This is a genomic window from Vibrio sp. Sgm 5, assembly GCF_026241575.1.
GTDB classification, from domain to species: domain Bacteria; phylum Pseudomonadota; class Gammaproteobacteria; order Enterobacterales; family Vibrionaceae; genus Vibrio; species Vibrio jasicida.
In genome coordinates this window covers 13,284-39,627 of record NZ_JAPHPY010000002.1, presented here as the reverse complement: position 1 = coordinate 39,627, position 26,344 = coordinate 13,284, and the positions used below count along the sequence as shown (strand labels likewise).

At 45.7% G+C, this 26,344-nt stretch carries 26 protein-coding genes and 1 riboswitch; of the genes, 11 read left to right on the top strand and 15 right to left on the bottom strand.

Translation table 11 applies throughout. The features are described from left to right. Positions 1-4: 4 nt before the first annotated feature. Together rpmA and rplU are read right to left on the bottom strand one after the other, a co-directional pair. On the bottom strand, positions 5-262 hold the full coding sequence (gene rpmA, locus OQJ86_RS01475) for a 50S ribosomal protein L27 (RefSeq protein WP_005383095.1): 258 nt from the start codon (positions 260-262) through the stop codon (positions 5-7). A gap of 20 nt (positions 263-282) precedes the next feature. Next, positions 283-594, bottom strand: coding sequence for a 50S ribosomal protein L21 (gene rplU, locus OQJ86_RS01470; RefSeq protein ID WP_038866119.1), 312 nt, complete (start codon positions 592-594; stop codon positions 283-285). Positions 595-851: 257 nt separating this feature from the next. On the opposite strand from rplU, the gene ispB reads away from it, so the two are divergent. Then, the gene (gene ispB, locus OQJ86_RS01465) at positions 852-1,823 is read left to right on the top strand and encodes an octaprenyl diphosphate synthase (RefSeq protein WP_038866118.1); all 972 of its coding nucleotides are present in this window, start codon (positions 852-854) and stop codon (positions 1,821-1,823) included. 82 nt (positions 1,824-1,905) lie between these two features. On the opposite strand, the gene OQJ86_RS01460 is transcribed toward ispB, so the two are convergent. Together OQJ86_RS01460 and mdh are read right to left on the bottom strand one after the other, a co-directional pair. Then, positions 1,906-2,097 carry a hypothetical protein gene (locus OQJ86_RS01460; RefSeq protein WP_038866116.1) on the bottom strand — a complete coding sequence of 64 codons (192 nt, stop codon included), beginning with the start codon at positions 2,095-2,097 and terminating at the stop codon, positions 1,906-1,908. 122 nt (positions 2,098-2,219) lie between these two features. Continuing rightward, a complete protein-coding gene (mdh, locus tag OQJ86_RS01455) occupies positions 2,220-3,155 on the bottom strand; it encodes a malate dehydrogenase (protein WP_038878319.1) in 936 nt (311 codons plus the stop codon). 358 nt (positions 3,156-3,513) lie between these two features. Between mdh and argR the strand changes: the two genes are divergently transcribed. The 4 genes from argR (at position 3,514) to OQJ86_RS01435 (ending at position 8,709) form a co-directional block, all read left to right on the top strand. Then, the gene (gene argR / locus OQJ86_RS01450) at positions 3,514-3,984 is read left to right on the top strand and encodes a transcriptional regulator ArgR (protein ID WP_005430583.1); all 471 of its coding nucleotides are present in this window, start codon (positions 3,514-3,516) and stop codon (positions 3,982-3,984) included. 384 nt (positions 3,985-4,368) lie between these two features. Then, positions 4,369-5,337 (top strand): TAXI family TRAP transporter solute-binding subunit, encoded by a 969-nt coding sequence (locus tag OQJ86_RS01445; RefSeq protein ID WP_009707802.1) that lies wholly within the window; start codon positions 4,369-4,371, stop codon positions 5,335-5,337. Positions 5,338-5,647: 310 nt separating this feature from the next. Next, complete coding sequence (locus OQJ86_RS01440) at positions 5,648-8,227, top strand: TRAP transporter permease (RefSeq protein WP_265985418.1); 2,580 nt, start codon at positions 5,648-5,650, stop codon at positions 8,225-8,227. A 44-nt stretch (positions 8,228-8,271) separates the two neighbouring features. Continuing rightward, on the top strand, positions 8,272-8,709 hold the full coding sequence (locus tag OQJ86_RS01435; protein WP_005437370.1) for a universal stress protein: 438 nt from the start codon (positions 8,272-8,274) through the stop codon (positions 8,707-8,709). 93 nt (positions 8,710-8,802) lie between these two features. Here the strand turns inward: OQJ86_RS01435 and thiQ are convergent, their stop codons facing one another. The 5 genes from thiQ to mpl form a co-directional block, all read right to left on the bottom strand. Beyond that, positions 8,803-9,507, bottom strand: coding sequence for a thiamine ABC transporter ATP-binding protein (thiQ, locus tag OQJ86_RS01430; RefSeq protein WP_045460601.1), 705 nt, complete (start codon positions 9,505-9,507; stop codon positions 8,803-8,805). Next, positions 9,507-11,093: a thiamine/thiamine pyrophosphate ABC transporter permease ThiP gene (gene thiP, locus OQJ86_RS01425; protein ID WP_265985414.1), complete on the bottom strand. Its 1,587-nt coding sequence runs from the start codon at positions 11,091-11,093 to the stop codon at positions 9,507-9,509. The genes thiQ and thiP overlap by 1 nt, the downstream gene beginning before the upstream one ends. Positions 11,094-11,107: 14 nt before the next feature. Next, positions 11,108-12,100 (bottom strand): thiamine ABC transporter substrate binding subunit, encoded by a 993-nt coding sequence (gene thiB, locus OQJ86_RS01420; protein ID WP_104025959.1) that lies wholly within the window; start codon positions 12,098-12,100, stop codon positions 11,108-11,110. 68 nt (positions 12,101-12,168) lie between these two features. Next, a riboswitch (TPP riboswitch) is annotated at positions 12,169-12,318 on the bottom strand. Between the two features lie 32 nt (positions 12,319-12,350). Beyond that, the gene (locus OQJ86_RS01415; protein WP_038866102.1) at positions 12,351-12,989 is read right to left on the bottom strand and encodes a flavin prenyltransferase UbiX; all 639 of its coding nucleotides are present in this window, start codon (positions 12,987-12,989) and stop codon (positions 12,351-12,353) included. Next, positions 12,989-14,347 (bottom strand): UDP-N-acetylmuramate:L-alanyl-gamma-D-glutamyl-meso-diaminopimelate ligase, encoded by a 1,359-nt coding sequence (gene mpl, locus OQJ86_RS01410; protein WP_063344065.1) that lies wholly within the window; start codon positions 14,345-14,347, stop codon positions 12,989-12,991. Before mpl ends, OQJ86_RS01415 begins: the two co-directional genes overlap by 1 nt. Positions 14,348-14,660: 313 nt before the next feature. Between mpl and fbp the strand changes: the two genes are divergently transcribed. Further along, positions 14,661-15,677, top strand: a complete 1,017-nt coding sequence (gene fbp / locus OQJ86_RS01405; RefSeq protein WP_038866098.1) for a class 1 fructose-bisphosphatase — start codon at positions 14,661-14,663, stop codon at positions 15,675-15,677. Positions 15,678-15,794: 117 nt separating this feature from the next. Then, complete coding sequence (gene ppa, locus OQJ86_RS01400; RefSeq protein ID WP_038866096.1) at positions 15,795-16,325, top strand: inorganic diphosphatase; 531 nt, start codon at positions 15,795-15,797, stop codon at positions 16,323-16,325. 63 nt (positions 16,326-16,388) lie between these two features. Here ppa and OQJ86_RS01395 read toward each other — a convergent pair whose 3' ends face one another. The 5 genes from OQJ86_RS01395 to OQJ86_RS01375 form a co-directional block, all read right to left on the bottom strand. Then, entirely contained in the window at positions 16,389-16,748 is a 360-nt protein-coding gene (locus OQJ86_RS01395; RefSeq protein WP_045379440.1) for a DUF2799 domain-containing protein, read from the bottom strand. A 15-nt stretch (positions 16,749-16,763) separates the two neighbouring features. Beyond that, a complete protein-coding gene (locus tag OQJ86_RS01390; protein WP_265985402.1) occupies positions 16,764-17,102 on the bottom strand; it encodes a DUF2799 domain-containing protein in 339 nt (112 codons plus the stop codon). A gap of 64 nt (positions 17,103-17,166) precedes the next feature. Then, positions 17,167-17,514: a gamma-glutamylcyclotransferase family protein gene (locus OQJ86_RS01385; RefSeq protein ID WP_039974675.1), complete on the bottom strand. Its 348-nt coding sequence runs from the start codon at positions 17,512-17,514 to the stop codon at positions 17,167-17,169. A 32-nt stretch (positions 17,515-17,546) separates the two neighbouring features. After that, on the bottom strand, positions 17,547-21,458 hold the full coding sequence (locus OQJ86_RS01380) for a translocation/assembly module TamB domain-containing protein (protein ID WP_265985398.1): 3,912 nt from the start codon (positions 21,456-21,458) through the stop codon (positions 17,547-17,549). After that, complete coding sequence (locus tag OQJ86_RS01375) at positions 21,455-23,167, bottom strand: autotransporter assembly complex protein TamA (RefSeq protein WP_038866086.1); 1,713 nt, start codon at positions 23,165-23,167, stop codon at positions 21,455-21,457. Before OQJ86_RS01375 ends, OQJ86_RS01380 begins: the two co-directional genes overlap by 4 nt. 166 nt (positions 23,168-23,333) lie before the next feature. Between OQJ86_RS01375 and msrA the strand changes: the two genes are divergently transcribed. Beyond that, on the top strand, positions 23,334-23,972 hold the full coding sequence (gene msrA / locus OQJ86_RS01370) for a peptide-methionine (S)-S-oxide reductase MsrA (RefSeq protein ID WP_038878338.1): 639 nt from the start codon (positions 23,334-23,336) through the stop codon (positions 23,970-23,972). 49 nt (positions 23,973-24,021) lie between these two features. Here msrA and OQJ86_RS01365 read toward each other — a convergent pair whose 3' ends face one another. After that, entirely contained in the window at positions 24,022-24,222 is a 201-nt protein-coding gene (locus OQJ86_RS01365) for a DUF1107 domain-containing protein (RefSeq protein WP_038866081.1), read from the bottom strand. Positions 24,223-24,436: 214 nt separating this feature from the next. On the opposite strand from OQJ86_RS01365, the gene OQJ86_RS01360 reads away from it, so the two are divergent. The 3 genes from OQJ86_RS01360 (at position 24,437) to zrgA (ending at position 26,296) form a co-directional block, all read left to right on the top strand. Beyond that, the gene (locus OQJ86_RS01360) at positions 24,437-24,988 is read left to right on the top strand and encodes a YtfJ family protein (protein WP_038866079.1); all 552 of its coding nucleotides are present in this window, start codon (positions 24,437-24,439) and stop codon (positions 24,986-24,988) included. 164 nt (positions 24,989-25,152) lie between these two features. Further along, positions 25,153-25,455: a DUF2607 family protein gene (locus OQJ86_RS01355; protein ID WP_080774269.1), complete on the top strand. Its 303-nt coding sequence runs from the start codon at positions 25,153-25,155 to the stop codon at positions 25,453-25,455. Positions 25,456-25,549: 94 nt separating this feature from the next. Then, positions 25,550-26,296, top strand: a complete 747-nt coding sequence (zrgA, locus tag OQJ86_RS01350; protein WP_045399258.1) for a zinc uptake protein ZrgA — start codon at positions 25,550-25,552, stop codon at positions 26,294-26,296. Positions 26,297-26,344: the final 48 nt, after the last annotated feature.

The following is a 26,344-nucleotide window of genomic DNA, read 5'->3' as shown; positions in this document are numbered from 1 at the left end:
TAAATTACTCAGCTTCGATGCTTACAAACTTACGGTTTTTAGGACCTTTAACCTCGAACTTCACTTTACCTTCAGTAAGAGCGAATAGAGTGTGGTCTTTACCGATACCTACGTTGTTACCAGCGTGGAACTTAGTACCACGTTGACGTACGATGATGTTACCTGCAAGAACAGACTCACCACCGAAACGCTTAACACCAAGGCGTTTGCTTTCTGAATCGCGGCCGTTACGAGTAGAACCACCAGCTTTTTTGTGTGCCATTGTTAAACTCTCCTAATAGATTAAGCGTTGATACCAGTGATCTTCACTTCAGTGAACCACTGACGATGACCCTGTTGCTTACGAGAGTGCTTACGACGACGGAACTTAACGATTTTAACTTTATCGCCACGACCGTGTTGTACAACTTCAGCAACAACTTTGCCGCCCTCTACAAGAGGAGCGCCAACTTTGATGTCTTCGCCGTTAGCAACAAGAAGAACTGTATCAAATTCAACAGTTGCACCAGTTTCAACGTCTAATTTCTCTAAACGAAGAGTTTGACCTTCGCTTACACGGTGTTGTTTACCACCAGATTGGAAAACAGCGTACATATTTTACTCCGCTTTTTCCGCACAGCCTTTTCATGAGGGTGTGCGCTAAACTAATCATCAATAGGGCGCAGATTCTACAGAAGAGATGCCCCTATGACAAGCCATATTTTGAAAAAATTGGCGAAAAGCTAATCGCCAAAGAAAAGTGCGGCAATCATGCCCTTTAGTAATGTATTAATCAACGTTTTTTAGTGTATTATTCGACAATTATATAAATCGAATAAGCCTTGCAGGGTCTAACTTCAGCCGGATATACGATGGATTTTAAAACTATCCAAGCGCTTACTGCCGATGACATGGCAAAAGTGAATGAAACAATTCAAGCCCAACTAAATTCTGATGTCTCTTTAATCAACCAGCTCGGTTTCTATATCGTGAGTGGTGGAGGCAAACGCTTAAGACCACTTCTGGCGATATTGTCAGCACGTGCTCTTGGTTACCAAGGTAACGGCCATACAATGGCAGCGGCGTTTATCGAGTTCATCCACACAGCAACACTGTTGCACGATGATGTGGTAGACGAATCAGACATGCGCCGTGGTAAAGCGACAGCAAACGCTGCGTTTGGTAATGCCGCTAGCGTGTTAGTTGGGGACTTTATTTATACTCGCTCATTCCAAATGATGACTGAGCTAGGATCAATGAAGATCCTTAAACTAATGAGTGACGCAGTTAATGTAATCGCAGAGGGTGAGGTTCAGCAGTTAATGAACTGCAATGATCCTGACACGACAGAAGAAAGCTACATGCAGGTCATCTACTCTAAGACCGCACGTTTGTTTGAGTCTGCAACCCAAATTGGTGCGATTCTTAACGATGCTCCTGAAGAAGTAGAAGTCGCTTTCCAAAACTACGGTAAATATTTGGGTACAGCATTCCAACTGATCGATGACGTGATGGATTACACGTCTGACGGTGAGGATATGGGTAAGAATGTTGGTGATGATTTAGCTGAAGGCAAACCAACGCTTCCTCTACTTCATGCCATGCGCAATACCACGCCAGAGAATGCACAGATGATCCGTGAGGCTATCGAAAAAGCCAACGGAATGGATCACTTGGATGACATTCTTGCTGTAATGAAAGTAGCCGGCTCACTTGAGTACACAACGCAGAAAGCACTAGAAGAAGCAGACAAAGCGATTGCAGAACTCGCAATCTTGCCAGAGTCAGAGTACAAGCAAGCGCTTATTACACTGGCTCACATGTCAGTGAACCGCACTAGTTAACGGCATAAAATAGACCCACAATAAAAAGGAAGAGCATGGCTCTTCCTTTTTGTGTACCTCAAATTCTTCTCACCGCTACTATCTAATAGTATCTATCGCAGCTATCGTGAAGCTGTGGGTTATCTTCAATTTCGTCGAAACTGACCGCCAACTGCTCTTCCGAACCTTGTTTGGCAAGAAGCACTGTCTCCGCCTCTTGATCAACCACTAAGATTGTTCCGACACCTTGTTGGCATTCCACCACCATACCTTTACGGATTCGATTGGCTTCCATCATCTTCTCCCTCACAAAGTTGTTTGATTCAGACTCTGTTACGCGAGATAAAATGAAAGGATCAAAAAAGCCGATCTAAGATCGGCTTTCTTCTTTATATAGCTTTCTCTTTTTAGAGACGCTTATTTCGCGAATTCAACACCAATGTTGATATCGCCATTTAGCGTTTCTAACATACCATCAAGTGCTGACTTCTCGTAGTCACTTAGTGCGCCATAGCTTAGTACTTCTTCTACGCCGTCTTTACCCAGTTTAACTGGTTGTGCAAAGTAAGGCGCATGTTCACTGCCACCTTCCACGTATGCACATTCTACTACGCCTTCTTCACCTTGAAGTGCTCGTACTAGAGCAAGACCGAAGCGACATGCTGCTTGACCCATAGACAGAGTCGCGCTACCGCCACCCGCTTTTGCTTCAACAACTTCTGTACCCGCATTTTGGATACGTTTCGTTAGCGCTTCTACTTCTTCAGCGGTGAACTCAACACCTTCTACTTGAGATAGAAGAGGAAGAATAGTCACACCAGAGTGGCCACCGATAACAGGAACGCGAACGTCACCTGGATCTTTATCTTTTAGTTCAGCCACGAAGGTTTCTGAGCGGATAACGTCTAGCGTTGTAACACCAAACAGTTTGCGCTTATCGTACACACCCGCTTTCTTTAATACTTCCGCGGCGATTGGCACTGTGGTGTTCACTGGGTTAGTGATAATACCCACGCATGCCGTTGGACATACTACTGCAATCTTTTCTGCTAGTGACTTAACGATACCAGCATTTACATTAAATAGATCAGCACGATCCATACCAGGCTTACGTGCGACACCAGCTGAGATAAGAACCACGTCAGCACCTTCTAGTGCAGGCGTTGGATCTTCACCAGCGTAACCTTTAATAGATACTGGTGTCGGGATATGGCTAAGATCTGCAGCCACACCAGGAGTTACTGGAGCAATATCATATAGGGCTAAATCTGAACCTGCAGGAAGACGGTTCTTAAGTAGAAGGGCCAGAGCTTGACCGATGCCGCCAGCGGCACCAATAACGGCTACTTTCATGTAGTTCTCCTTGAGAGTATTTCTCTTATAAACGTATTCGTAGGGTATTTTGTAACCAACTGAAATAAAGCTATCGGAATCACAACTTGATTACAATCAATTAACGCCAGCTTTGCGACCTCGCGCAACTCGCTGTTATCGTGCTACAAACAAAGGTCTGATTATTGGTTTATTCTGTTGAAATGACAAGAAATTCAATGCAATAAATAGGTCAACGATTTCATACTTAAAGAACCCTATCCTGTTTAGGGTTTACAGTGATGGAATTAACATAATGCCGTGAGTTTTTGGCACTGCATGAATATCTATGCGAGAATATGCAAAATTGCTGACCTGTAATAAGAGAATCATAACGACTATGCGCAATTCAGAAAAACAAGATAACTTAGTTCGCGCTTTTAAAGCCTTATTAAAAGAAGAAAGCTTTGGCTCACAGGGTGAGATCGTTGATGCATTAAAACAACAAGGTTTCGAAAGCATCAACCAATCTAAAGTCTCCCGTATGCTGACCAAATTTGGTGCGGTACGTACACGTAACGCAAAAATGGAGATGGTTTACTGTCTGCCAGCAGAGCTTGGAGTTCCTACGGTAAGCAGCTCTTTACGTGAACTTGTACTGGATATTGACCACAACGCTGCGTTAGTCGTTATCCATACTGGTCCAGGTGCTGCACAATTGATTGCTCGCCTACTTGATTCACTAGGCAAATCAGAAGGCATTCTGGGTGTCGTTGCAGGTGATGACACCATCTTTATTACCCCAACAATGCCAGTTTCAACAGAACAATTGTTCAAATCAGTGTGTGAGCTTTTCGAATACACAGGCTAAGTAACTGTTTGTGGGCTATGAAATTAGTTGAATTTTGTAGCCCATAAATTATGTAAACAAAATGATTCCAATGTCTATTTTTTACCCACCTTATTTGTGATCATTATCACGCTATTGATTTTTTTAATACCCTCAAACAAAATCAGCATAAGTAACTGTTATAAAACAGATTAGCTTGCGAATTTATCCCCACCTACTGTCGCAAGCTTTAGACTTATTCGCTATAACTTTTAACAATCGGATAATTTTCTGCCAATTTTTTGTTATGATTCGCTCGCTTTTTCAAACGATTGGATTGGAAAAGATGCCGTTTCCAAATAGGAAACTCCTGAAGTAATTTACAGTTATTTCTGGGTTAATAATGAATATAAGGAAGGGAAATTCATGGCATTTAACAAACTTCTTAAAGTAGGCGCAATCGCTGCAGCAGTTATGGGTGCAGGCGCAGTTAACGCTCAAGAGTTTATTACTATCGGTACTGGCTCAGTAACAGGTGTTTACTACCCTACTGGTGGTGCTATTTGTAAATTGGTAAACAAAGGTCGTAAAGATCACAACATTCGTTGTTCAGTAGAATCGACTGGCGGCTCAATTTACAACGTCAACACTATCCGTGCTGGCGAGCTAGATTTTGGTATCGTGCAATCGGACTGGCAATACCATGGCTACAACGGTACGAGCAAGTTTGCTGAACAAGGCCCGTACAAAAAACTACGTGCAATGTTCTCTCTTCATACAGAACCTTTTAACATCATCGCACGTGCAGATTCTGGTATCGAAAACGTTCAAGACCTAAAAGGTAAACGTGTAAACATCGGTAACCCTGGTTCTGGTGACCGCGCGACAATGGGCGTAGTGATGGATGCAATGGGCTGGACTAACGACAGCTTTAAACTTGCATCAGAACTAAAAGGCTCAGAACGTTCTCAAGCACTGTGTGATAACAAGATCGACGCGTTTATCTACATGGTTGGCCACCCGAACGGTTCAATCAAAGAAGCAACAACCTCTTGTGATGCGAAGCTAGTTCCTGCAACTGGTCCAGAAATCGAGAAAATCGTTGCTAACAACCCATACTACGCATTCAGCACAGTGCCTGCTGGTATGTACCGTGGTACAGATAAAGACGTAAACAGCTTTGGTGTTGCGGCAACAATGGTAACGACTTCTGATGTTTCAGATGACGTGGCTTACAACGTTGCTAAAGCTGTGTTCGAAAACTTCGATACATTCAAACGTCTACACCCTGCATTTGCAAACCTGAAAAAAGAAGACATGGTGAAAGCTGGTCTTTCAATCCCTCTTCACCCAGGTGCAGAGAAGTACTACAAAGAAGTAGGTCTGCTTAAGTAAGCAGCTACTGACTCCAAGCTCAGGCAGAGAAGGATGGTTTTCTGCCTGATTGAGTATGCTGGTCGAACACCTTCTTCCAGCATGCTTTGTTCAATTTGCTTTATGCAATCTGCTGATTTCTTTTTCGGAAGTCGCGCTCACACACCTAAAAAAAGAAAACGCACATGCCCTCCTCTCATAAATCAATGAGTTGAAGGACTGTAGCGATTCACTCGAAAGCAAACTTCGCTCTATTCACTACACTGTTAAAGCGAAGCGCGGTTCTCGATACACAATACAGACAGGACCATCAATAATAAGGAAAAAGTACATGGCGACGAACAACACTCCGTCACAAGATGTGCAAGAAATGGTGGCTCAGGCAGACACAGGTGCGCGTAGCCCAATGGGCTTGCAAGGTCGAATCTTATGGTTCGTTCCACTGTGCTGGTCGCTATTTCAATTATGGTACGCGTCTCCGCTACCATTTATTTTTAATTTTGGCGTACTCAACGACACTGAAGCGCGAGCAATCCATTTAACTTTTGCTACTTTTCTCGCTTTCACTGCTTATCCAGCCATGAAAAACTCTCCACGAGATCATATCCCTCTTATTGATTGGATATTGGCACTCGCAGGCAGTTTTGCAGCGGCTTACATTTACATCTTCTATACCGAACTCGCCGGCCGTTCTGGCGCCCCAACCACGGTTGATATCGTGGTATCCGTCACAGGTATGACGTTACTACTTGAAGCAACTCGCCGAGCTCTCGGTCCACCACTTATGGTGGTTGCTGCGGTGTTCCTAACTTACACCTTTGCTGGCCCATACATGCCAGATGTGATTGCTCATAAAGGCGCGAGCTTGAACAAAGCCATGTCGCACCTTTGGCTAACAACTGAAGGCGTATTTGGTGTTGCACTGGGTGTATCAACTTCTTTCGTATTCTTGTTTGTACTGTTTGGTGCCATGCTAGAGCGTGCGGGCGCAGGTGCGTACTTCATTAAAGTCGCGTTCTCGCTACTTGGTCATATGAAAGGTGGCCCTGCGAAAGCTGCGGTAGTCGCTTCTGGCTTGTCTGGTCTGGTTTCAGGTTCTTCCATCGCTAACGTAGTAACGACAGGTACATTTACGATTCCACTCATGAAGCGTGTTGGCTTCCCGGGAACGAAAGCGGGTGCGGTAGAAGTAGCAGCATCAACCAACGGTCAACTGACACCGCCTATCATGGGTGCTGCCGCATTCTTAATGGTGGAATACGTTGGTATCTCCTACGTTGAAGTTATCAAAGCAGCTCTACTCCCTGCGCTTATCTCTTATATTGCACTGATTTACATCGTTCACCTTGAAGCGTGTAAAGCAGGTATGACAGGGCTTCCTCGTCGCCATACCCCTACGCTTGTGCAGAGCTTGCTGTCCTTCACTGGTACGATTTTGGGCCTATGTGTTATCAGCGCTTTGGTTTACTACGGTGTGGGTTGGACGAAAGATGTCTTTGGTGATGCAGCAACCCCTATCGTGACCGTCGTACTTCTAATTGCTTATGTGGGTCTTGTAAAGATTTCCGCTAACCACGCAAAAGATGGGGCGATTGAAATCGATGCTGAACTGACTGAAGTACCAGACCCAGGTCCGACGATTAAATCTGGTTTGCACTTTTTATTGCCTATCGCGGTACTGGTTTGGTGTTTGACGGTGGAACGTTTCTCTCCAGGTCTATCTGCATTCTGGGCAACGGTGTTTATGATCTTCATCTTGCTGACACAACGCCCTTTGATTGCGTTGCTATCTAAAGAAGGCGATCTTGTCGAACAAACCAAAAACGGCTTTGTTGACCTAGCAGAAAGCTTAGTATCTGGTGCGCGCAACATGATCGGTATCGGTGTCGCAACCGCTGCTGCCGGTACGGTTGTTGGTGTGGTAACGCTGACTGGTATTGGCCTTGTCATGACCGACTTTGTCGAGTTCATCTCGGGCGGTAGCATTATCCTAATGTTGCTGTTTACCGCGGTCATTAGTTTGATTCTGGGTATGGGCCTACCAACGACGGCCAACTACATTGTGGTTTCAACCTTGATGGCACCGGTTATCGTAACGCTTGGTGCGGCACACGGTTTGATCATCCCACTGATTGCGGTCCACTTGTTTGTGTTCTACTTCGGTATTCTGGCCGATGATACACCACCTGTTGGCTTAGCGGCATTTGCGGCTGCAGCGATTGCAAAGTCGGATCCAATTCGGACTGGTATTCAAGGCTTTACCTATGATATTCGAACCGCAATCCTGCCTTTCATGTTTGTCTTCAATACTCAGCTATTGTTGATGGGTATCGACTCATGGTGGCATTTAGCATTGACCGTGATCTCTTCAATCATTGCGATGTTAATCTTCTCAGCGGCAACACAAGGCTGGTGGTTCACACGTAATAAGTGGTGGGAAACCGTCTTACTATTGGTATTGACCTTCTCATTCTTCCGCCCTGGATTTTGGTGGGACATGTTGTACCCAGCGAAAGTTCTTTCCCCTGGGGTTGAGATAGCTCAAATCACGGAAAGGCTAAATGTAGGAGAATCCATTGAGCTACGAGTCGCAGGTGAAAACCTAGAAGGTGATTACGTAGAGAAAACGGTACGTCTTCCGTTCGAAGATAAAGCAAAAACCGCTGAAGAGCGCATCTCTTCTATGGGTCTAATGCTAACCGAGAACGACGGCAAAATGATCGTAGACATGGTCGAGTTTGGTAGTCCGGCAGAATCGTCTGGCGTCGACTTCGACTGGGAGATCAAATGGATCGTTCAAGACGCTGAGCGCCCAATGAAAGAATGGGTATTTGTGCCTTGCTTAATGATCTTGCTGGTACTTGCCATGAACCAAAAACGTCGTGCTCGTAAGGAACAGTTGAGCGCATAACCGATTAGGCCCCGAGGATAAGGGGCCATGATGAGAGACACTGAATGTATAAACAAATTCTTGTGCCGGTTGATCTAAATGACCAAGGCTTCTCTGACCGAGCTGTTGAGTTGGCTGTTTGGCAAGCTAAACAAGCCAACGCGGAAGTTCACTTACTGACTGTACTGCCCGGTATCCACATGTCGATGGTCGCGACTTACTTCCCGAAAGATGCGGCGGCGAAGATGAAGCAAGATGTGAAGCAGCAGCTAAAAACATTTGCCGATCAACACATCGATGATGAAGTGATTTACAAAGTCCACGTTGCAGAAGGCAAAGCGTATGCAACCATCCTTGATTACGCTGAGCGCTTAGGCGCAGACCTCATCATTATGCCAAGCCACAAACGTTCGAAGATCAATAAAGTGATGTTAGGCTCAGTCGCAAGCAAAGTTGTTGAAAACTCACCAATCAATGTGATGGTAGTGAAGCCACAAGGCTAACGTACTCATTCAAACTCCCAAAATAGAAAAAGGTTGATGCTCGCATCAACCTTTTGTTTTTCTTACGCCTTATTCATCAATATAAACAACGCTCTACCCTGCCGCTCGCACAAACGCGGTTAAAACATCGCTAGAGTGCGATAACGTTAATTCACCAATCTCACCTGACGCTTCTACCTGACCACCTGCCACAAATGCAAAATGACTAGCAATCGCTCTGGCGTCACTTAAGTGGTGCGTCACCATCAAAACGGTAATGCCACGCTCAGCAGCAAGCCGCTTAACCAATATCAGCATCTCTTCACGCAACACGGGATCGAGAGCTGAGAAAGGCTCATCGAGTAGCCACATCGGATGCGGCTGAACAAAGCAACGTGCGAGTGCCACACGCTGGCGCTGACCACCAGAAAGGTGTTCAGGTAAGCGGTCCAGATACTCAGCTACACCCACTTGTCTTGCCGCTCGCTCGACAAGAAGCTTTTGGTCTGCCGTAAGCTTTAACCCCGGATGCAAGCCCAAACCGATGTTGTCTCTTACTGACAGGTGAGCAAACAGGTTATGTTCTTGGAACAACATTGAGAACGGACGCTGATACGGCTCATTACTTACGATAGATTCACCATCAACCAGAATATCGCCTTGGTCTGGATTGATGAAACCAGCAACTAACGCCAATAAGGTTGATTTACCAGCCCCGCTCGGTCCCATCAGTGATACGATTTGCCCACGTTGAATGTCTAAGTTAAAACGAAACAGTTCACATTGATAGGTGTACTGCACATCATCCAACACTAACATTACGCTCTCTCCTTCGTTTTCAATACTTTTTCAATCACAGCAAAACAACCGACGCTGAGTAACAGCAAGGTAACCGACACAACAGCCGCAGCATCCATCTGGTAACTTCCCAACAATTGGAATAGGTACAACGGCAAGGTTCTAAACTCTTGCCCACCAAACAAAGCAATCGCACTCAAGTCACCAATCGCAAACATAAAGCTGATAGCAAAAGCATGTGCAAATGGCTTGCGCAGTGCTTGCCACTCCACCACTCTAAAACGTTGCCAACCACGCATACCCAAACTGGCACAGACATACTGATATTGCTGCTCAATGTGCAACATAGGTTGAGATAAAGTCTTAATGACATATGGCAAGGCCATCAAACCATTAACCAAAATAACCACAAAAAACGCTAAGCTGAATACATCGGTAAATGAGCGCAGCAATAGGAACAATCCCGTACTGATCACTAAGCCCGGCGTCACCAAAATGATGGTACCAATAAGCTCAAGTTGATCAGCGCGAGTATTTTTATACTGCAAACGCCAACGTCGGCTAGTCAGCAAAATCGATACGCCAGCGGCCACGGCAAGAGAACTCGCCAGTACCGCAACTTTGAGTGAATTGAACAGTGCAGACCAAAAACGCTCATCACTCAATACCGGCCAAACTTGTTGGTTGATACCACTGAAGACCACCATCAAAAGTGGCGGTATTACTAGTAAAAAGGCTCCTATGATCCAAAAGCTATCCCAAGCTTTTGACCACCCATGATCCTTCGTTAAATATTGCTGTACCGATGTGCTGCCAGTGCTTACTGAGACTGGCTTCGTCAACTTTTGTACGCCAATTGCTAACAAGCCGCACAACAACATTTGCCACAGTGCCAAAAGCGCCCCGGCTTGCAGATCAAAGTCGAACTTAATTGCCTGATAAATGGCAAGCTCAATAGTGGTCGATTTCGGTCCGCCGCCTAACGCCATCACGGTGGCAAAACTGGTAAAGCAAAGCATAAACACTAAGCCACTTACGTGTGGTAATTGCTGCCTTAGGCGTGGCCATTCCACCCAGCGAAATTTATCCCAATGACTCATTCCAAGGTGTGCACACAGTTTATGTTGCTCTGCTGGGATAGATTCTAATGCCTGCAAAAGTAGCCGAGCCGCATAGGGCATATTGAAGAATACATGAGCAAGTAAAATGCCGTTCAGACCATAGATGGAAAACGGCAGCTCCGCATCGATACTTTTCAGCCATTGAGCTAGCAAACCGCTATTACCGTAAATCGCCAATAAGCCGAATACGCCAACCAGTACCGGCAAAACTAAAGTGGACGCAAACAATTTTAATAGTAGAGACTTACCAAAGAAGTCACGTCGAGAAAGCGCATGCGCAACGGGAATAGCAAAGCCAACACTCAATAGTGTAGAAAGAAAAGCTTGGTAGAAGCTGAACTTGGTGACGTGCTGATAGTATGGGTCTCCCCATACCATAGACACATCAAGTGAAGGCGCTTGGACAATCAAAGCACCCAGGGCAGAAATAACAAAGGTCGCGATAATCATCGCGACCCCTAACCCTATTTTCGGAACAGAATTCAAAAGTAGAACCTATGTTAGAACGTCAATGCGCTTTGCCATTCGCGAATCCAAGTCTTGCGCATTTTCGCTACTTCGTCTGCACTAAAGCTCAATGATTTGCTTGGCACGCTCAGAGTTTCAAAGCCTTTTGGCAATTCAACGTCAGTCACTGGGTACATCCAGTTACCTGTTGGCATCGCAGATTGGAAATCATCACTCAAAATAAAGTTCATGAACTCATCTGCTAACTTCGAATTTTTTGAGCCTTTGACCTTAGCCGCCACCTCCACTTGCATGTAGTGCCCTTCGGCAAAATTTGCGCTTGCGTATTTCGCGTCATCTTCTGCAATCAAATGGTACGCGGGAGAGGTCGTGTAAGACAGCACGAGATCGGACTCACCGTTCAAAAACATCGAGTAAGCTTCTGACCAGCCTTTGGTAACGGTAACTGTTTTCGTTGCCAGTTGCTTCCACGCTTGAGTCGCATCATCGCCATAGATGGACTTCATCCACAACATCAAGCCTTGTCCCGGCGTCGAAGTGCGAGGGTCTTGGTAAATCACTTTCAGATCATCACGCTCTTCCACCAGCTCTTTCATGCTTTTTGGAGGATTCGCCAACTTCTCCTTGTTGTATACAAACGCAAAGTAGCCGTAATCGTACGGTACGAAGGTCTTATCGTCCCAACCATTAGGTAGCGTAGTCTTTGAGGTATCAACATTATGCTCAGCCAGAAGCCCGGTCTTTTTCGCTTCCGCCATCAGGTTGTTATCCAAACCTAACACGATATCCGCTTTGCTATTGTTTCCTTCCAAGCGAAGGCGGTTAAGGATTGAAACACCGTCATCCAGAGCAACGAAATTAACGTCGCAACCGCATTTGGCTTCGAACGCTTTTTCAACTTTAGGACCAGGCCCCCAATCGGCAGCGAAAGAGTCGTAAGTGTAGACAGTTAGGGTGTTTTCAGCGGCAAACGCTGAAGTAGAAGTGATGGCTGCAAGGGCAATCAGACTAAGAGTGGTTTTCACTGCTCGCTCTCCATTTGCATGAGTAACATGAATTGAGCGGCACAGGGTTGAGGCGGTATTTAGGACTTCCAATATCCAGACTCAATTCCTACGCCAGCATTATCTGGTTCAGGTAATACGGGTCCCTGTCTGCTCAACAATGTTAAACAATTAGGTCTCAGCGCTCCTTGGCATTGATAAGGTCAATACCTGATGGGTTTGCTCCCCGATGAGTTGGATGGATTGTAAAGGTCTTTTATTGATTACACAATCAACGTTGGTCATAACCCCAACGTGGCACCAAGCCTTGCTCAATACCAAGGTGATCGAGAATTCTTGCCACCATAAAGTCAACCAAGTCTTCAATGCTCTTAGGCTGATGATAGAAGCCCGGTGCTGCCGGCATAATGGTGACGCCCATCTGCGAGAGCTTGTGCATGTTTTCAAGATGCAGTGTTGAGAAAGGCGTTTCACGCACCACAAGTAACAGTTGCCCACGCTCTTTCATCACCACGTCTGCAGCACGTTCAATTAAGTTATCTGACATGCCGTGTGCAATGGCCGCGACACTGCCCGCGGAACATGGACACACCACCATTTGCTTTGGCGCAGCCGAACCAGAGGCCACTGGCGAGAACCAATCGTCTTTGCCACAAACGGTGATATTATCTGGATTGCAGTTGAGATGCTCAACTAACGCCTTTTGCGCCGCTTCAGGGCCGCTTGGCAGTTTCAGGTCATGCTCGGTCGCCATCACGACACGAGCAGCCGAAGAGATCAACACGTAAACGTGGTAATCCGCAGCAACTAGGCATTCAAGAAGGCGAAGACCATAAGGGGCACCAGAGGCGCCCGTTAATGCTAATGTGATGGCTTTTTTAGGGGTTACTTTTTGTTGCATAAATGTCATTAAGCTTTTTGTTTCAGTTGTTCTAGAAGCTTGCCGTGGATACCACCAAAGCCACCGTTACTCATTACGAGGATTTGGTCACCCGGCAGTGCTCGTTCTACGATTTTAGCGACAAAGCTGTCCATCTCTGCACCCACAAAAGCAGGTTGTTTACACTGGTCTGCAATCTCTTGTACTGACCAATCAATGTTGTCTGGTTGGAAGAGGAACACCTCATCAGCACTGTGCAATGAAGCTGCCAGTGTATTCTTATGAACACCGCGCTTCATGGTCGCAGAGCGTGGCTCCAAAACGGCAAGAATACGTTTTTCGCCAACCTTGTTACGTAAACCGCCCAATGTCAGTTCAATCGCCGTCGGATGATGAGCAAAATCGTCGTAAACTGTGATGCCCTGCTCTTCGCCTTTGAGTTCTAAGCGACGTTTGGTGTTAATAAAACGACCGAGAGCCTGACATGCAAGTTCTGGTGCAACACCCACATGGCGAGCAGCAGCAATCGCCATCAAAGCGTTATCCACGTTGTGGTCACCGACAAGATCCCAATCCACGACGCCAACTTTCTCACCTTGCAATGAAACTTCAAATTTAGAGCCATCGATAACCAATTTGTGCGCTTGCCAATCACCGTCGACACCTGAGAACTGCTTTTCAGTCCAACAACCGCGCTCGATCACGTCTTGCAGCGACTGATCTTGCTTAGGTGCAAGGATCAAGCCGTTGCCCGGAACAGTGCGCACTAAGTGGTGGAATTGACGTTTAATCGCCTCTAGATCGTCGAAGATGTCCGCATGATCAAACTCAAGGTTGTTCATGATCAGTGTACGTGGATGGTAGTGAACAAACTTAGATCGCTTATCGAAAAAAGCACTGTCATATTCGTCGGCTTCTACGACAAAAAACATGCTTTCACCCAAGCGAGCCGACACTCCGAAGTTACCTAATACGCCGCCAACGAGGAAACCAGGCTGGTAACCGCAGTCTTCTAAAATCCAAGCCAGCATACTTGAAGTGGTGGTTTTGCCGTGAGTACCAGAAACCGCAAGTACCCAGCGATCGTGGAGTAAAAACTCCTGTAACCATTGCGGGCCAGAGGTATAACGCATGTTAGTGTTCAATACATGCTCAACACATGGGTTACCACGGCTCATCGCGTTACCAATCACCACAAGATCGGGTTGAGGGTCAAGCTGAGAAGGGTCAAAGCCTTCAATTATTTCAATACCTTGCGACTCTAACAGGGTGCTCATTGGTGGATAAACATTGGCATCTGAACCCGTTACTTTATGACCTAACTGACGAGCCAAAACTGCTGCACCGCCCATAAACGTGCCGCAAATACCCAAGATATGAATGTGCATAAACTTAACCTTGTAATGCGTTCTTTAATCCTTTCATTATCGTGATAACTACCAGAAAAGCGAGTGCCTTTCGCCCTGTTCGTGCAGTCTCTTTCACAAATCTGACAGGGCTTAGCACTGACTGACCAAGCATTAACCAAGAGATTCCCTTCTTATGCAATAAGACAAATAATTTGCGATCTCAGTCGGTTACTTCATTACCATTAATAAGATCTGCGTCATAAACTTACATCTAGCGCAATCGTTTAACATCCATAAAGAGATGCCTCTATTGCGCGACACCCCCAACGAAATGAAAATGTAAGGATAAACCATGTCAGGACTGCGCACCCTAGGCGAATTCATTGTTGAGAAACAAGCGGATTTCCCCCACGCTAGCGGTGATCTTTCATCTCTCTTAGCTTCTATTCGCTTAGCTGCAAAAATTGTTAACCGCGAAATCAACGCGGCCGGTCTTGGTGACATCACTGGCGCTGTAGGTACGGAAAACGTACAGGGCGAAGACCAACAAAAACTTGATCTGTATGCGAATGACAAATTCAAAGCGGCCCTCGAAGCTCGCGACCAAGTATGTGGCGTTGCAAGTGAAGAAGAAGATGAAGCGGTTGCGTTCAATAAAGAACTCAATCAAAACGCAAAGTACGTTGTACTTATGGACCCACTCGATGGCTCATCAAACATTGATGTGAACGTATCAGTCGGGACCATCTTCTCTATTTACCGTCGAGTTTCTCCTATTGGAACCCCACCAACAGAAGAAGACTTTCTACAACCAGGCCACAAGCAAGTGGCAGCTGGATACGTAATTTACGGTTCATCCACCATGCTGGTTTACACCACAGGTAATGGCGTAAACGGCTTCACTTATGACCCATCGATAGGCAGCTTCTGTCTTTCTCATGAAAACATGATGATCCCTGAAGATGGCAAGATTTACTCGATCAACGAAGGCAACTACATCCGCTTCCCACAAGGCGTTAAGAAGTACATTAAGTACTGCCAAGAAAACGAACCTGAAGATGGTCGCCCATACACCTCTCGCTACATCGGTTCGCTGGTTGCTGATTTCCACCGCAACTTGCTGAAAGGCGGCATCTACTTGTATCCAAGCACGCAAAGCCACCCTCAAGGTAAACTTCGCTTGTTGTACGAGTGCAACCCAATGGCATTCTTGATTGAGCAAGCAGGTGGTTTAGCGTCTGACGGCGTTAATCGCATCATGGATTTGAAACCAACAGAATTGCATCAACGCGTGCCTTTCTTTGTCGGTTCTAAAAACATGGTGAACAAAGTCGAAGCGTTCCTTGAACTGCATCGCGACGAAGAATAATTTCAGACCTTTGTCCAACGCGGCGGGTGTTTACCTGCCGCGTTTTTGTCGCTAAAGTGAGTAACGAATCAATCGTAAGATGAGCCTGACTCATCCTCACTGAAAAGGACTATTCAAATGAGCTTAAACAACGTACCAGCGGGTAAATCATTGCCTGACGATATCTATGTCGTGATCGAAATCCCTGCTAACGCCGATCCAATCAAATACGAAGTAGATAAAGACACTGGTGCTGTATTCGTTGATCGTTTCATGTCTGCACCTATGTTTTACCCTTGCAACTATGGTTACGTGAACGACACCCTTTCTCTAGACGGCGACCCAGTAGACGTACTGGTTCCGACTCCTTACCCACTGATGCCAGGTTCTGTGATTCGTTGTCGCCCAGTTGGCGTATTGAAGATGACGGATGAGTCAGGTGAAGACGCAAAAGTCTTCGCTGTCCCGCACTCTAAAATCTCAAAGGAGTACGAGGGCATTCAAGATGTCGGTGACATCCCGGAACTATTGAAGGCACAAATAACACAATTCTTTGAGCGCTATAAAGAGCTGGAAGCTGGTAAGTGGGTGAAAGTTGATGGCTGGGCAGATGTGGCCGCAGCAAAAGCAGAAATCCTAGAATCTTACGAACGCGCGCAAAACAAATAACTGCGAACGCTTAAAAGTAAAAGAGCTGCACGTTAGCAGCTCTTTGTAGTTTTATGACTTTGATCAGTACTCGCCTGCGGTTGAGTGTCTGCCCGATTCATAGTTTTGTTGGAAGAATGGGTCAATGTCATCGCAAATACCGAAGTACGGCATATCTCTCACACCTAGCATGTAAGCACTCTGTTCGCAGTACTCTTTTTTACCTTCCTGATAGCCGGATTGATAAGCCATAACCAATTCGGGTGTAGCACGATTCGTTTCATCAAGTTTGGCAATTCGCTCTTCCGATAGCTCGATTAGACCATCAAGAGCAGATTGCTTACCAAAAGCCTGCCAATCTGTGACGTTGGCAGATGTTGGTAGTGATGTTTGCGCACAAGCACTAAGCAAGACTAGCGCGGCACCGATAGCAAGTAACCTCATGTTCACCCCTTAAATCTAGTAGCGTTTACTGCCCTTTGCAGTTCGCCCTAATTCATATTCTCGGCGGAAACGATCATCAACATCATCACATATCCCGCGATAGTAGCGCCTACTTTCTCCTAACGAAAAGGCATCTTGTGCGCAGTAGTTTGAGCGCCCCGCTTCATAACCATTGCTGTATGCCACGTAGAGTTCGTCGCCATTGTTGAACTCTTGCATTGACAGTTTGGTGTCACCGGCTTCAGCTTGCTGCATGCCATATTGCTTCCATTCCATACTGTCGTTGCTACTCGGTGGTATCGTGCTTGAGCACCCCACTAAAAGCAGCAGTATCATTGGTGATAGATATTTCATCGCAGACCTCCCAAGTCTTTGTTGTATATATCGTCAATGCATACGTTACTGCTCTAATTATAGTTCACACTCGTTGACACCAATCACCAGATGCAATCTCTTCAGTCAATTGCTCGGTATCTTGGTACAAATAGATCCAAGCTTGGCCAAATGGCGTGATGATGCTTTCTCTGCGATACTCTACAGGTACATCCTCAAGCTTATCGAGCTCCACCAGCGTTTCATTATCAATCAGATAAACTTCACCCTGTATCGCCTTCTGCCCTACCGATAAAGCAGGGTATCGCCCTAAATCATACAGTGCGAATTGAGCCTCGGTCTCATGGTGACCTAAAAACTCGGCGCTATTCAAAAAGTGATGGTTTCCCTCTCCTTTGCGCAAAGTGCCATACACAAAAATCAAATGCTGCATAACCATTCCTTAGTTACGATAAAAAGCTAAGCTTAGTCGAATTCAAATTGGTACAGCAAATCAACAGCACTATCCACGCCAGAAACCGCTTCTAAGTACAAATCTTTCATCAATCGGTATCGCACGGTGAACTCACCTAATGAGGTAAAGATACCTACACCGTATTTAACTTGTAGGCCAGGAAGTATGTAACCACTTACCGTCACTTGAGAATCATCACCAGAGCCTGCGGTATCCAACTGCAAATCTTGTACACCAAAGGCTTCGCCAATCTCACCGACGACTTTACCGCTCTTCGCTAAACTCAAACCAATCAGTGTTGTTGTCATCGCATTACCGCCAGACTCAGCATCAATATCTTGACCACGTAATAAGTAAGACAGCGCGTTTGCTTGCGGCATCGCAGGGTCGGAGAAAATTTCTACCGTAGGGTCACTTGCCGGGCCAGTCACACGCACACCAGCCGTCACGTCATCTTGCGTGTTATCTGGGTTACGAATCGCTTTGATAGAAACATAAGGCTGATCCGCAGGACCGTTCATCATGATCTTACCTTCTTCGATCACCAAATCCTGACCAAATGAACGGTATGAACCATCAATGATGTTCACCTCACCAACGATGAATGGCCCTTTATCTTTCTGAGTAACGTTTAGGTTACCTTGCAAATCGCCCTTCAAACCAAATGCTGACAACTGGAAGTCATCTCCAATTTTGATGTTGATATCTGTCTCTACGTTAAATGGTAATGCCTCATCACCATCTACCGGCTGCATGTCTTTATTTAAGATAACGGTATCGCTCGACACACCAACGGCACTTGGCGGCAACTCATCAATCAAAATACGTCCCCATGGGAGATTGATGTTACCTTCAACCTTAGCGAGCTTAGGGGTCACATCAATAGTCATGTCTGGCTCGACTTTGATTCTTACCATTGGCGGCATATCCACTTTCAACTCTTTCGCAAATACGCGAGCCTTCGTGTGCCAATTTTCTAAATCACGCCAATCCGCGTCACCATTGATCTCCAGCTTGCCATCCGGCGTGATGATGCCCGCATTTAAGTCTGCTTGATGCCCTTTGAAGTTAATCGCAACTTGTCCTGAGTCGATGTCAATTGGTGTTACTTCACCTTGCAGCTTCATTTGGTCAATCAAAAACTGGCCATTCACCTTCGGATGCATCACATCACCAGATAAAGCGAGATCCGTGTTCATGTTCGCCTTGAACAAGCTGTACTCACCGATAAGTGGCGCCAAGAAGTCCAAGTGGAACGTCGATAGCGACACTTTACCGTTAATCGTAGGCTTCTCGGACGACACATCATTCAGAGCGACCTTACCAGACAAATCCCCGTTATCCGTGACATCAAGTAACCACTCAGCATCAAGCTTATCTTGCGCCAATTTGGCTTTAAAACTCACACTTTCCCAACCGACTTTCACTGGTTGCTCTAGCGTTTGCTCTACCTGACCTTTTGGCATATCGATATTCACCGTGACTTCCGGTTTCATGTCTGGTGCCCATTTCGCAAACGCATTCGCGTTCACTGAACCATTTAGCTTGGTTTCTGCAGGTAAGAATTGTTTGATTTGGTCGAAGTCAAAGTTAGTAATTGCTAACTTCGCCTCGCCGCTCTTGCCGACACTAATGTCTTCACTGAGACATACGCTTGAATCAGACTGTAACCAACAGTGTGCTTGGACATCGGCGATCTGTTTATCAATGTTGATTTTAACTGCCGTCGATTTTTGCAGAGCCCATGGACCTTGTGGTGTACTCAACGTTAAGCGGCGCAGCGCTCCATCCCAGATCATCTCGGGCTTTTGCTTAAAAGTACCTTCGATTTCTAAACTACTTGAAACAATGTCAGACACCACATCCAATGTCAGTTGGTGCAGCTTTTCGTCACCAGTGACTTCAAGATCTGCACTATCAATTTTGATGTCGTCATAGGTAATGTTTTTGGCAATTAAGCTCACGTCCGCTTTTGGCGCAGGTAGAGGAATCACATCACCTTTCAAGGTAATAGTTTCAACCTTTGCTTGCTGTTGCCAATCGAGTTGGTTCAGCGCAAGATCCAGGTTGATGTCTGGTTGCTTCAAACTGCCACGTAGCGCAACCGTACCATTCATCTTGCCGCTAAGATCGGGCACACTTTTCGAAAAGTCAGGGAAATTCACCTCAACATCCATCAAGATTTGCTTGTCAATTTTACCTTTGGCATGCAGTTGGTTAGGACCATGCGATAACGCTAAACCTTGAGTATTTAGCTGGATATCTTCGCCCTTACCATTCTTGTCAGACGCCTTTAATTGACCTTCTATATTCAGCGGATAACCACGCAAAATACCGTCAATATCAAGCTTAGGAAGGCTCACTTGCCAACCGCCTTGCTCCGTTAAAGAGCCTGAAGTAGATAAACTACCGCTGATGTCCCCTTCCGCTTCTTGCCACTGCAAACCCGGTTGAATGTGCTTCAGGTTCAAGTCCGCTTGCCAGTTGATAGGTGAAGCCCAATTCGCCATCACTTTACCAGCCAGTTCACCGCCTAAGGTTTTCACCACAATACTGTCTAGGTCAATCTGTTCTAAAGTGCCTTTACCATTCAAAGCAACATCTAACGCAGGAATATCCTTACCAGATGCTTTGGTTTCTAATGCAACGGTGTAGCCCTCTAGTGAACCTTTCGCCGCTAAGCTAGGCACCGAAACTTGGTAGTCACTCTTACCACTCAATGGCCATTGCGCCTCAACATTGTTCAGCTTGATATCAAATGGCAGCTCCGTTTTCAGTGGTTGGATTTGCCCTTCAATCTTCGCTTTAACCAAATCAGACAGCGTTGCCTGCAAGGACAAATCACCGACAGACCCTGAAGCTGATAAAGACAGTTTCTGACCTTTCACATCAGCTTGTTTAACGAGCGCGTCAATTTGTGCTTGAATTGGATAGTCGCCAGATAACGTCACTTGCGTACTCAACTTGCCTTCCACTTCAGGCATGTCGAGTTCTAACGTTTTTACCTCAACTTTATCGCCACCAGCTTTGGCTTCGAGCCCTAAGTGATGAACAATAACCGGAGTGTCACCAGCCAATTTGAAATCGTGAATATCCAGTCGCTGCGCTTCTATCGTTAGGGGGATCCACATTTCAGGCAGAACAATGCCCTTGGGTTCAGACTCAGCTTTCGCCGCTTTGTTTTCCGCTTCTTTTTTTACCGCAACATCTTGAGTTTTTAGTTTTTCTTTTTGTTTCACAGCCTGCTTTGATGTCTTCACAGCATCGTGCTGATTACTCGCAGCGCTGCCCGATTCATCAACAGCTGTCGCTTGTACCGTTGTCGATGATTGATCTTCTTTTGGCGTTTCGTCTGTTGACGCCAATGCCACATTGATCACCTTCAATGCCGTGGGAGCAATTACCAAACGGTCGCCTTGCATCGACAGCGCTGTAGAAAAATCTTGCCAATCAATCTTGTTACCCAAAATATTCAAGTTGATGTTATTCAGGCTAACTTTATTTACGAAAATAGGTACTGGTGTGCTAATTGAACGCAGTGGCGGCGTTTCTTCTACTGGTTCCTCACTCGGCGGCAACTCCGGCATTTGGAAGTTCACACCTTGGAGTGCAAGTTCATCCACGCACACTTTTGGATCGAAGAAACAACGGAAATTTATCGCAAGGGTAAGGCTTTCAACCTTTGCGTCGACATTCAACGATTCATCGACAAAGCTGACGTTGTGCAAAGCAAAGCGAGGGAACAAAGATCCGTTGATCTCTTCGACCTTCAGTTGTGGTAGTGCCTTTTCTGCTCCCCACAAAGCCAGCTTTAAACCGGGATGGGTGAACAAGACTGTACCGATGAAAATCACCAGCAAGAGCACCAAACTCAGCAGACTGATCGAGAACCACTTCGTCCACTTAAGCGTTGTTTTCATCATAGTTCAGGCCCCAATGAGAAGTGGATACGAAATTCTGGTTTAGGCTCAGCGTCTAAGCCCCAAGCAAAGTCAAAACTCACGGGTCCAACCGGGGATGCCCAGCGAATGCCAACACCTGCACCCGATTTCCACACTGGAGTTTCATTGAACGCATCACCGATGTCATAAAAGGCTGCACCCCACCAGTTGCCATAAACGCGATACTGATACTCTAGGGTACTGGTCACCATGTATTTCGCACCAGTCAATGCTCCACTGGCATCTGTTGGCGAGATAGATTCGTATCCATAACCACGAATGTTGTTGTCACCACCAGCAAAGAAACGCAGCGATGGTGATAGTTTTTCAAATTCTTCGGTGATGTTGGCACCACCTTCTAAGCGGAATAAACCACGATGATTCTGACCAATGCCACGAATCCACGACGTCCGACCTAACAAACGAAGAACGCGAGTTTCAGACAACAAAGCGGGATCACCGTATTCAACGGTGACACTTTGTTTGTCTCCCCACATTGGCATATTGCCACCGCGAGTTCGAGTCCGTGAGAAAGAAGCACCAGGCAGAACGAATTGCACTCCGTCTTCTTGCAAACCTTGTGAAAAGTTTTCGTACAAGTGACGAACGTATAACGTCTTATGCCAACCACCATCGGTGATCCAGTGGCGTTCTACCGCAAGATTCGATTCCAAACTCTCTGTATCGCGGTTATCGAGGTGCTTCAAACCAAACTGCAATTGGTAATACTCATGCAGTACATCATCGAGAGGGATTTTGTAGCCTGCGGTAATCGTCTGCTCAGGCTTAGAAAGAGATAGCGCCGTATCAAAGCTGTGACCACGCGCACTTACCCATGGTTTTTTCCACTTTAACGTACCACGCACACCGGTATCGGTAGAGTAACCAATACCAGTTTCGAGTTGGTTTTTTGCTGCGGGAGCTAACGAGACTTTAATCGGTAGATCTCGACCATCATCAAGTTTACTGAGGTCTGGTTCAACAAACACGGAGGAGAACCAATCGGTATTCGACAGGTTTTGGTTGTACTCACCCACTTCAGACACTAAGTAGGGTTCACCGGTTTTAAATGGGCGCAAAGAGTCCACGCGGTCTTCCCAGATCTGACTCCCCAAGATTTCCACTGTACCAAAGTGATATCGGATACCACTGTCATAGTGCAGGCGAACATTGGCTTCATTCAACTCTGGAACCACTTCCAACTTACTCAGCGTAAAATCACCATTAAAGTAGCCACGCTGCAAAGCTAAGTTACGAATGCTGGATTTGAGGCTATCGTATTCCCCTTGATTGAGGATACGGCCCTCTTTCAATCGTGATTTGTTGATGAGGTTAGTAAACTCTTCATCTTTTTCGGCTTCACCGGAGATCACCACATCCATGACCTTTACCCTTACAGGCTCGCCCGGTGTAACGTTGACGATCAATTCATCATTATCTTTCGTAATAGAGTATGAAATTTTCGCATGATAATAGCCAAGCGCATTCATCGCTTCGGTGATACTTTGACTTAATCGCGCCTGAAAGCGTAAAGACGTCGAATAATCATCTTCTGGTATCGATGATAGGTAAGCGTTCACATTGTCTTCTAGCGCACCATCGATCCCTTTTACAGTCAGGGATACATCGGCATAAGCGCTATGAGAAAAAACAAGTAGGCTAGCAATAATTGGGATAGCTTTTTTTATCATGCTTTTTAGCTGGATGAGGTTAAATAAACGTAAACAATAATAACGCCAAATAAAGGCTAAGTCTGTAATATTAATAGGTTTACCGCGGTCTATGTCATTACACCATCAGATTCAGACTGAATATTAAAGTTCGCAAAATTAAGACACGTATTGAAGGACGAATACTATGCTCAACAAACAGACAATGATCAGTATAGAAGATGCACTGCCAGGTAGAGAGGCATCAATGCAGATTGATGACACCCATTTTGTTAATCAATCAAGCTTAACGGCATCACCGCAAGCTCACCAACAACAAATATTATTCGGTATGGGATGTTTTTGGGGAGCAGAACGTTTTTTCTGGCAACTTGAAGGTGTGATGTCGACGTCTGTAGGCTACGCCGGAGGCTATACGCAGAATCCAACATACGATGAAGTGTGTAGCGGAAAAACAGGACATACAGAAGTCGTAAGAGTCATCTTCGATGAACGAGTAATTTCTCTAGAGCAACTGCTTGCCGCATTTTGGGAGAAACACGATCCAACTCAAGGCATGCGCCAAGGTAACGATCTCGGCACTCAATACCGTTCCGCGATTTATACCTACTCACAAGAACAGTTAGAAGTGGCAGAAAAATCGAAAACACAATACCAACAAGCATTACAAGAAGATCAACGCGCAGCCATCACCACAGAAATTCAAGCCGCTGGGCCTTATTACTTCGCTGAAACGTACCACCAGCAATACCTAGCAAAGAATCCAAACGGTTACTGTGGTTTAGGCGGCACGGGGGTTTGCTTCCCACCAAGCCTTCAAGGTTAGTCCCAAACTAAAAAGAGCGACGAAAGTCGCTCTTTTACAATTCTGACAATTAAACAGGTAGAGATAAAATGGCCCTGTTAACTTCTTTGAATACCGACAATTGTTGGGGGTTTTTGATGTCTGGTAGTAGCACTTTACCGTTATCAAAACGGAACTGACCAACTCCAGCAATTGAGAACTGACCTTTGAATAAAGTCTTAACGAAACGCGCCACCTGACGTGGACGGTAAACAGCAAACTCACGAAGCATAACCACCTCAATATCCTTTTGAGAAAAACATGATTGCTCTTTCCTTGGCAATCTTTATGCGCTATTTGCGACGAGGTTCATTGTACCAAATTCCAACCCAAACGCAACATTACTTAACTCTGTACGTTAAATAATTGTTATAACCGGTTCTACATTTTTATGCATCGTAAGTATATACTTGGTAAGTCTCACAACCCATACGGAACATAACAATATGAAAACTAAGACTCTCCTTCCTATTTTCTTCGCTCTTGCACCTGGTCTTGCGCTTGCTCACAACCTTTCAATGGGTGAAGCAGTTCCAGCAGCAAAAGTAGACGCGTACGGCGAAATCGTACTGCAAGGTGAAGGTGTGGCGTACCAGCCTTGGGCGACACAACAAATGCTAGGAAAAGTACGAGTGATTCATGCCATTGCAGGACGCAGCAGCTCGAAAGAAATGAACGCGCCGTTGATGACAGCGCTAACTGACGCTAAGTTCCCGGAAGATGCCTACCAAACTACAACCATCATCAACCAAGACGACTCAATCTGGGGAACTGGCTCTTTTGTGAAATCATCAGCACAAGACAGTAAAAAAGAATTCCCATGGTCATCAATGGTTTTAGATGAGAACGGTGTTGTGGCTAGCACTTGGGCACTACAAGAAGAAAGCTCGGCAATCGTAGTGCAAGATAAGCAAGGTAAGATCCTGTTTATCAAAGAAGGCGCATTGACAGCAGATGAAATCAACCAAGTACTTGGCCTCATTAAACAAAGCATCTAATACTCACTCGCTCCTTGTTACTCTCAAGCGAGGAGCGTCATTCCTTTCTTTCTGCGTAAGTTCTTATTCCTGCATAGATAATTTGCTCTATACGAACAAAAGAGTGAACTTTTCATAAAAATGGGTGTTATATTATAACACTAGGTATCGTTTCGGGCTTTAAGATGCACTGTCGTTGGCAAGCAATTACACATCATTGGCATCGCACTGTTGTATTGTTCAGTGTTGCGTTGTTGATCGCTTGGAACTTTGCCACTATTGCTCATCAACTCGACCTCATTCCCGAACACCACAGTGAACATCATTGCCAAATGTTTGCCGGAGCGCATCAAGGGCTTGCGAAGGCTCAGCCAGAACTCAGTGCGCCCACCTTCTCTAGACTCGCTCACGTAGATGTAGCCGAAATCACCTCTCATTTAGAGGACGTCACGTATACCGCGCGTGCACCACCTAATTTTGCGTTCTAAAAACCACTACCCATACTAAGAACAAACCTTGTTATTCACTTTGCTATTTGAGCAAGTAACACATAAAAAATTAAACAAAATTAGGAATAAGAAAATGCCATCTAAACACGCTTTAGCTCTTGTTATCGGACTTTCTCTATCAGCTACTGCTAACGCAGAAGAATATCGTCAACATGAAGCGCACGTTCATGGTCATGTCGAATTCAACATTGCTCAAGACGGAAAAGACTTACTAATTGAAATCACTTCTCCAGGTGCTGACGTGGTTGGTTTTGAGCACGCACCTGAAAATGCAGAGCAAGAGCAAGCCTTAAAACGAGCGGTTGCCGCACTAAAAGACACAAACAAACTGTTTGCAATTAACCAGCAGGCGAAGTGTGTGATTGAAGAAGTTCAAGTCGCGCATACGCTTGGCCAAGATTCTCATGAAGGCCACGATCATGGTAACCACGAAGGACATGATCATGATAAGCACGACCACGATAGCCATGAGGGTCACGACCATGACAAACATGAGCATGGCGACCACGAGGGTCACGACCACGATAAACACGATCATGATGGCCATGAAGGTCACGACCATGACGAACATGCTCATGATGACCACCACGATCACGAAGGTCATGACCACGAAGGACACGATCACGAGCACGGCGGTCACGGTGAGTTCACCGTTGAGTACCGTTTCCACTGTGATTCAGTCGCCGATCTAAATAGCATTGATACGACTTGGTTCAAGCAATTCCCAGCAACAGAATCCATCAGCGTCAACTTATTTACTGACACAACTCAGTCTGCGACAAGCCTAAGCAAAAACAACACTAAGATCGCAATTAAATAAATCACATAGCGTGTGAGTGAGTGCTCACACGCTATTGCCTTGGTAATT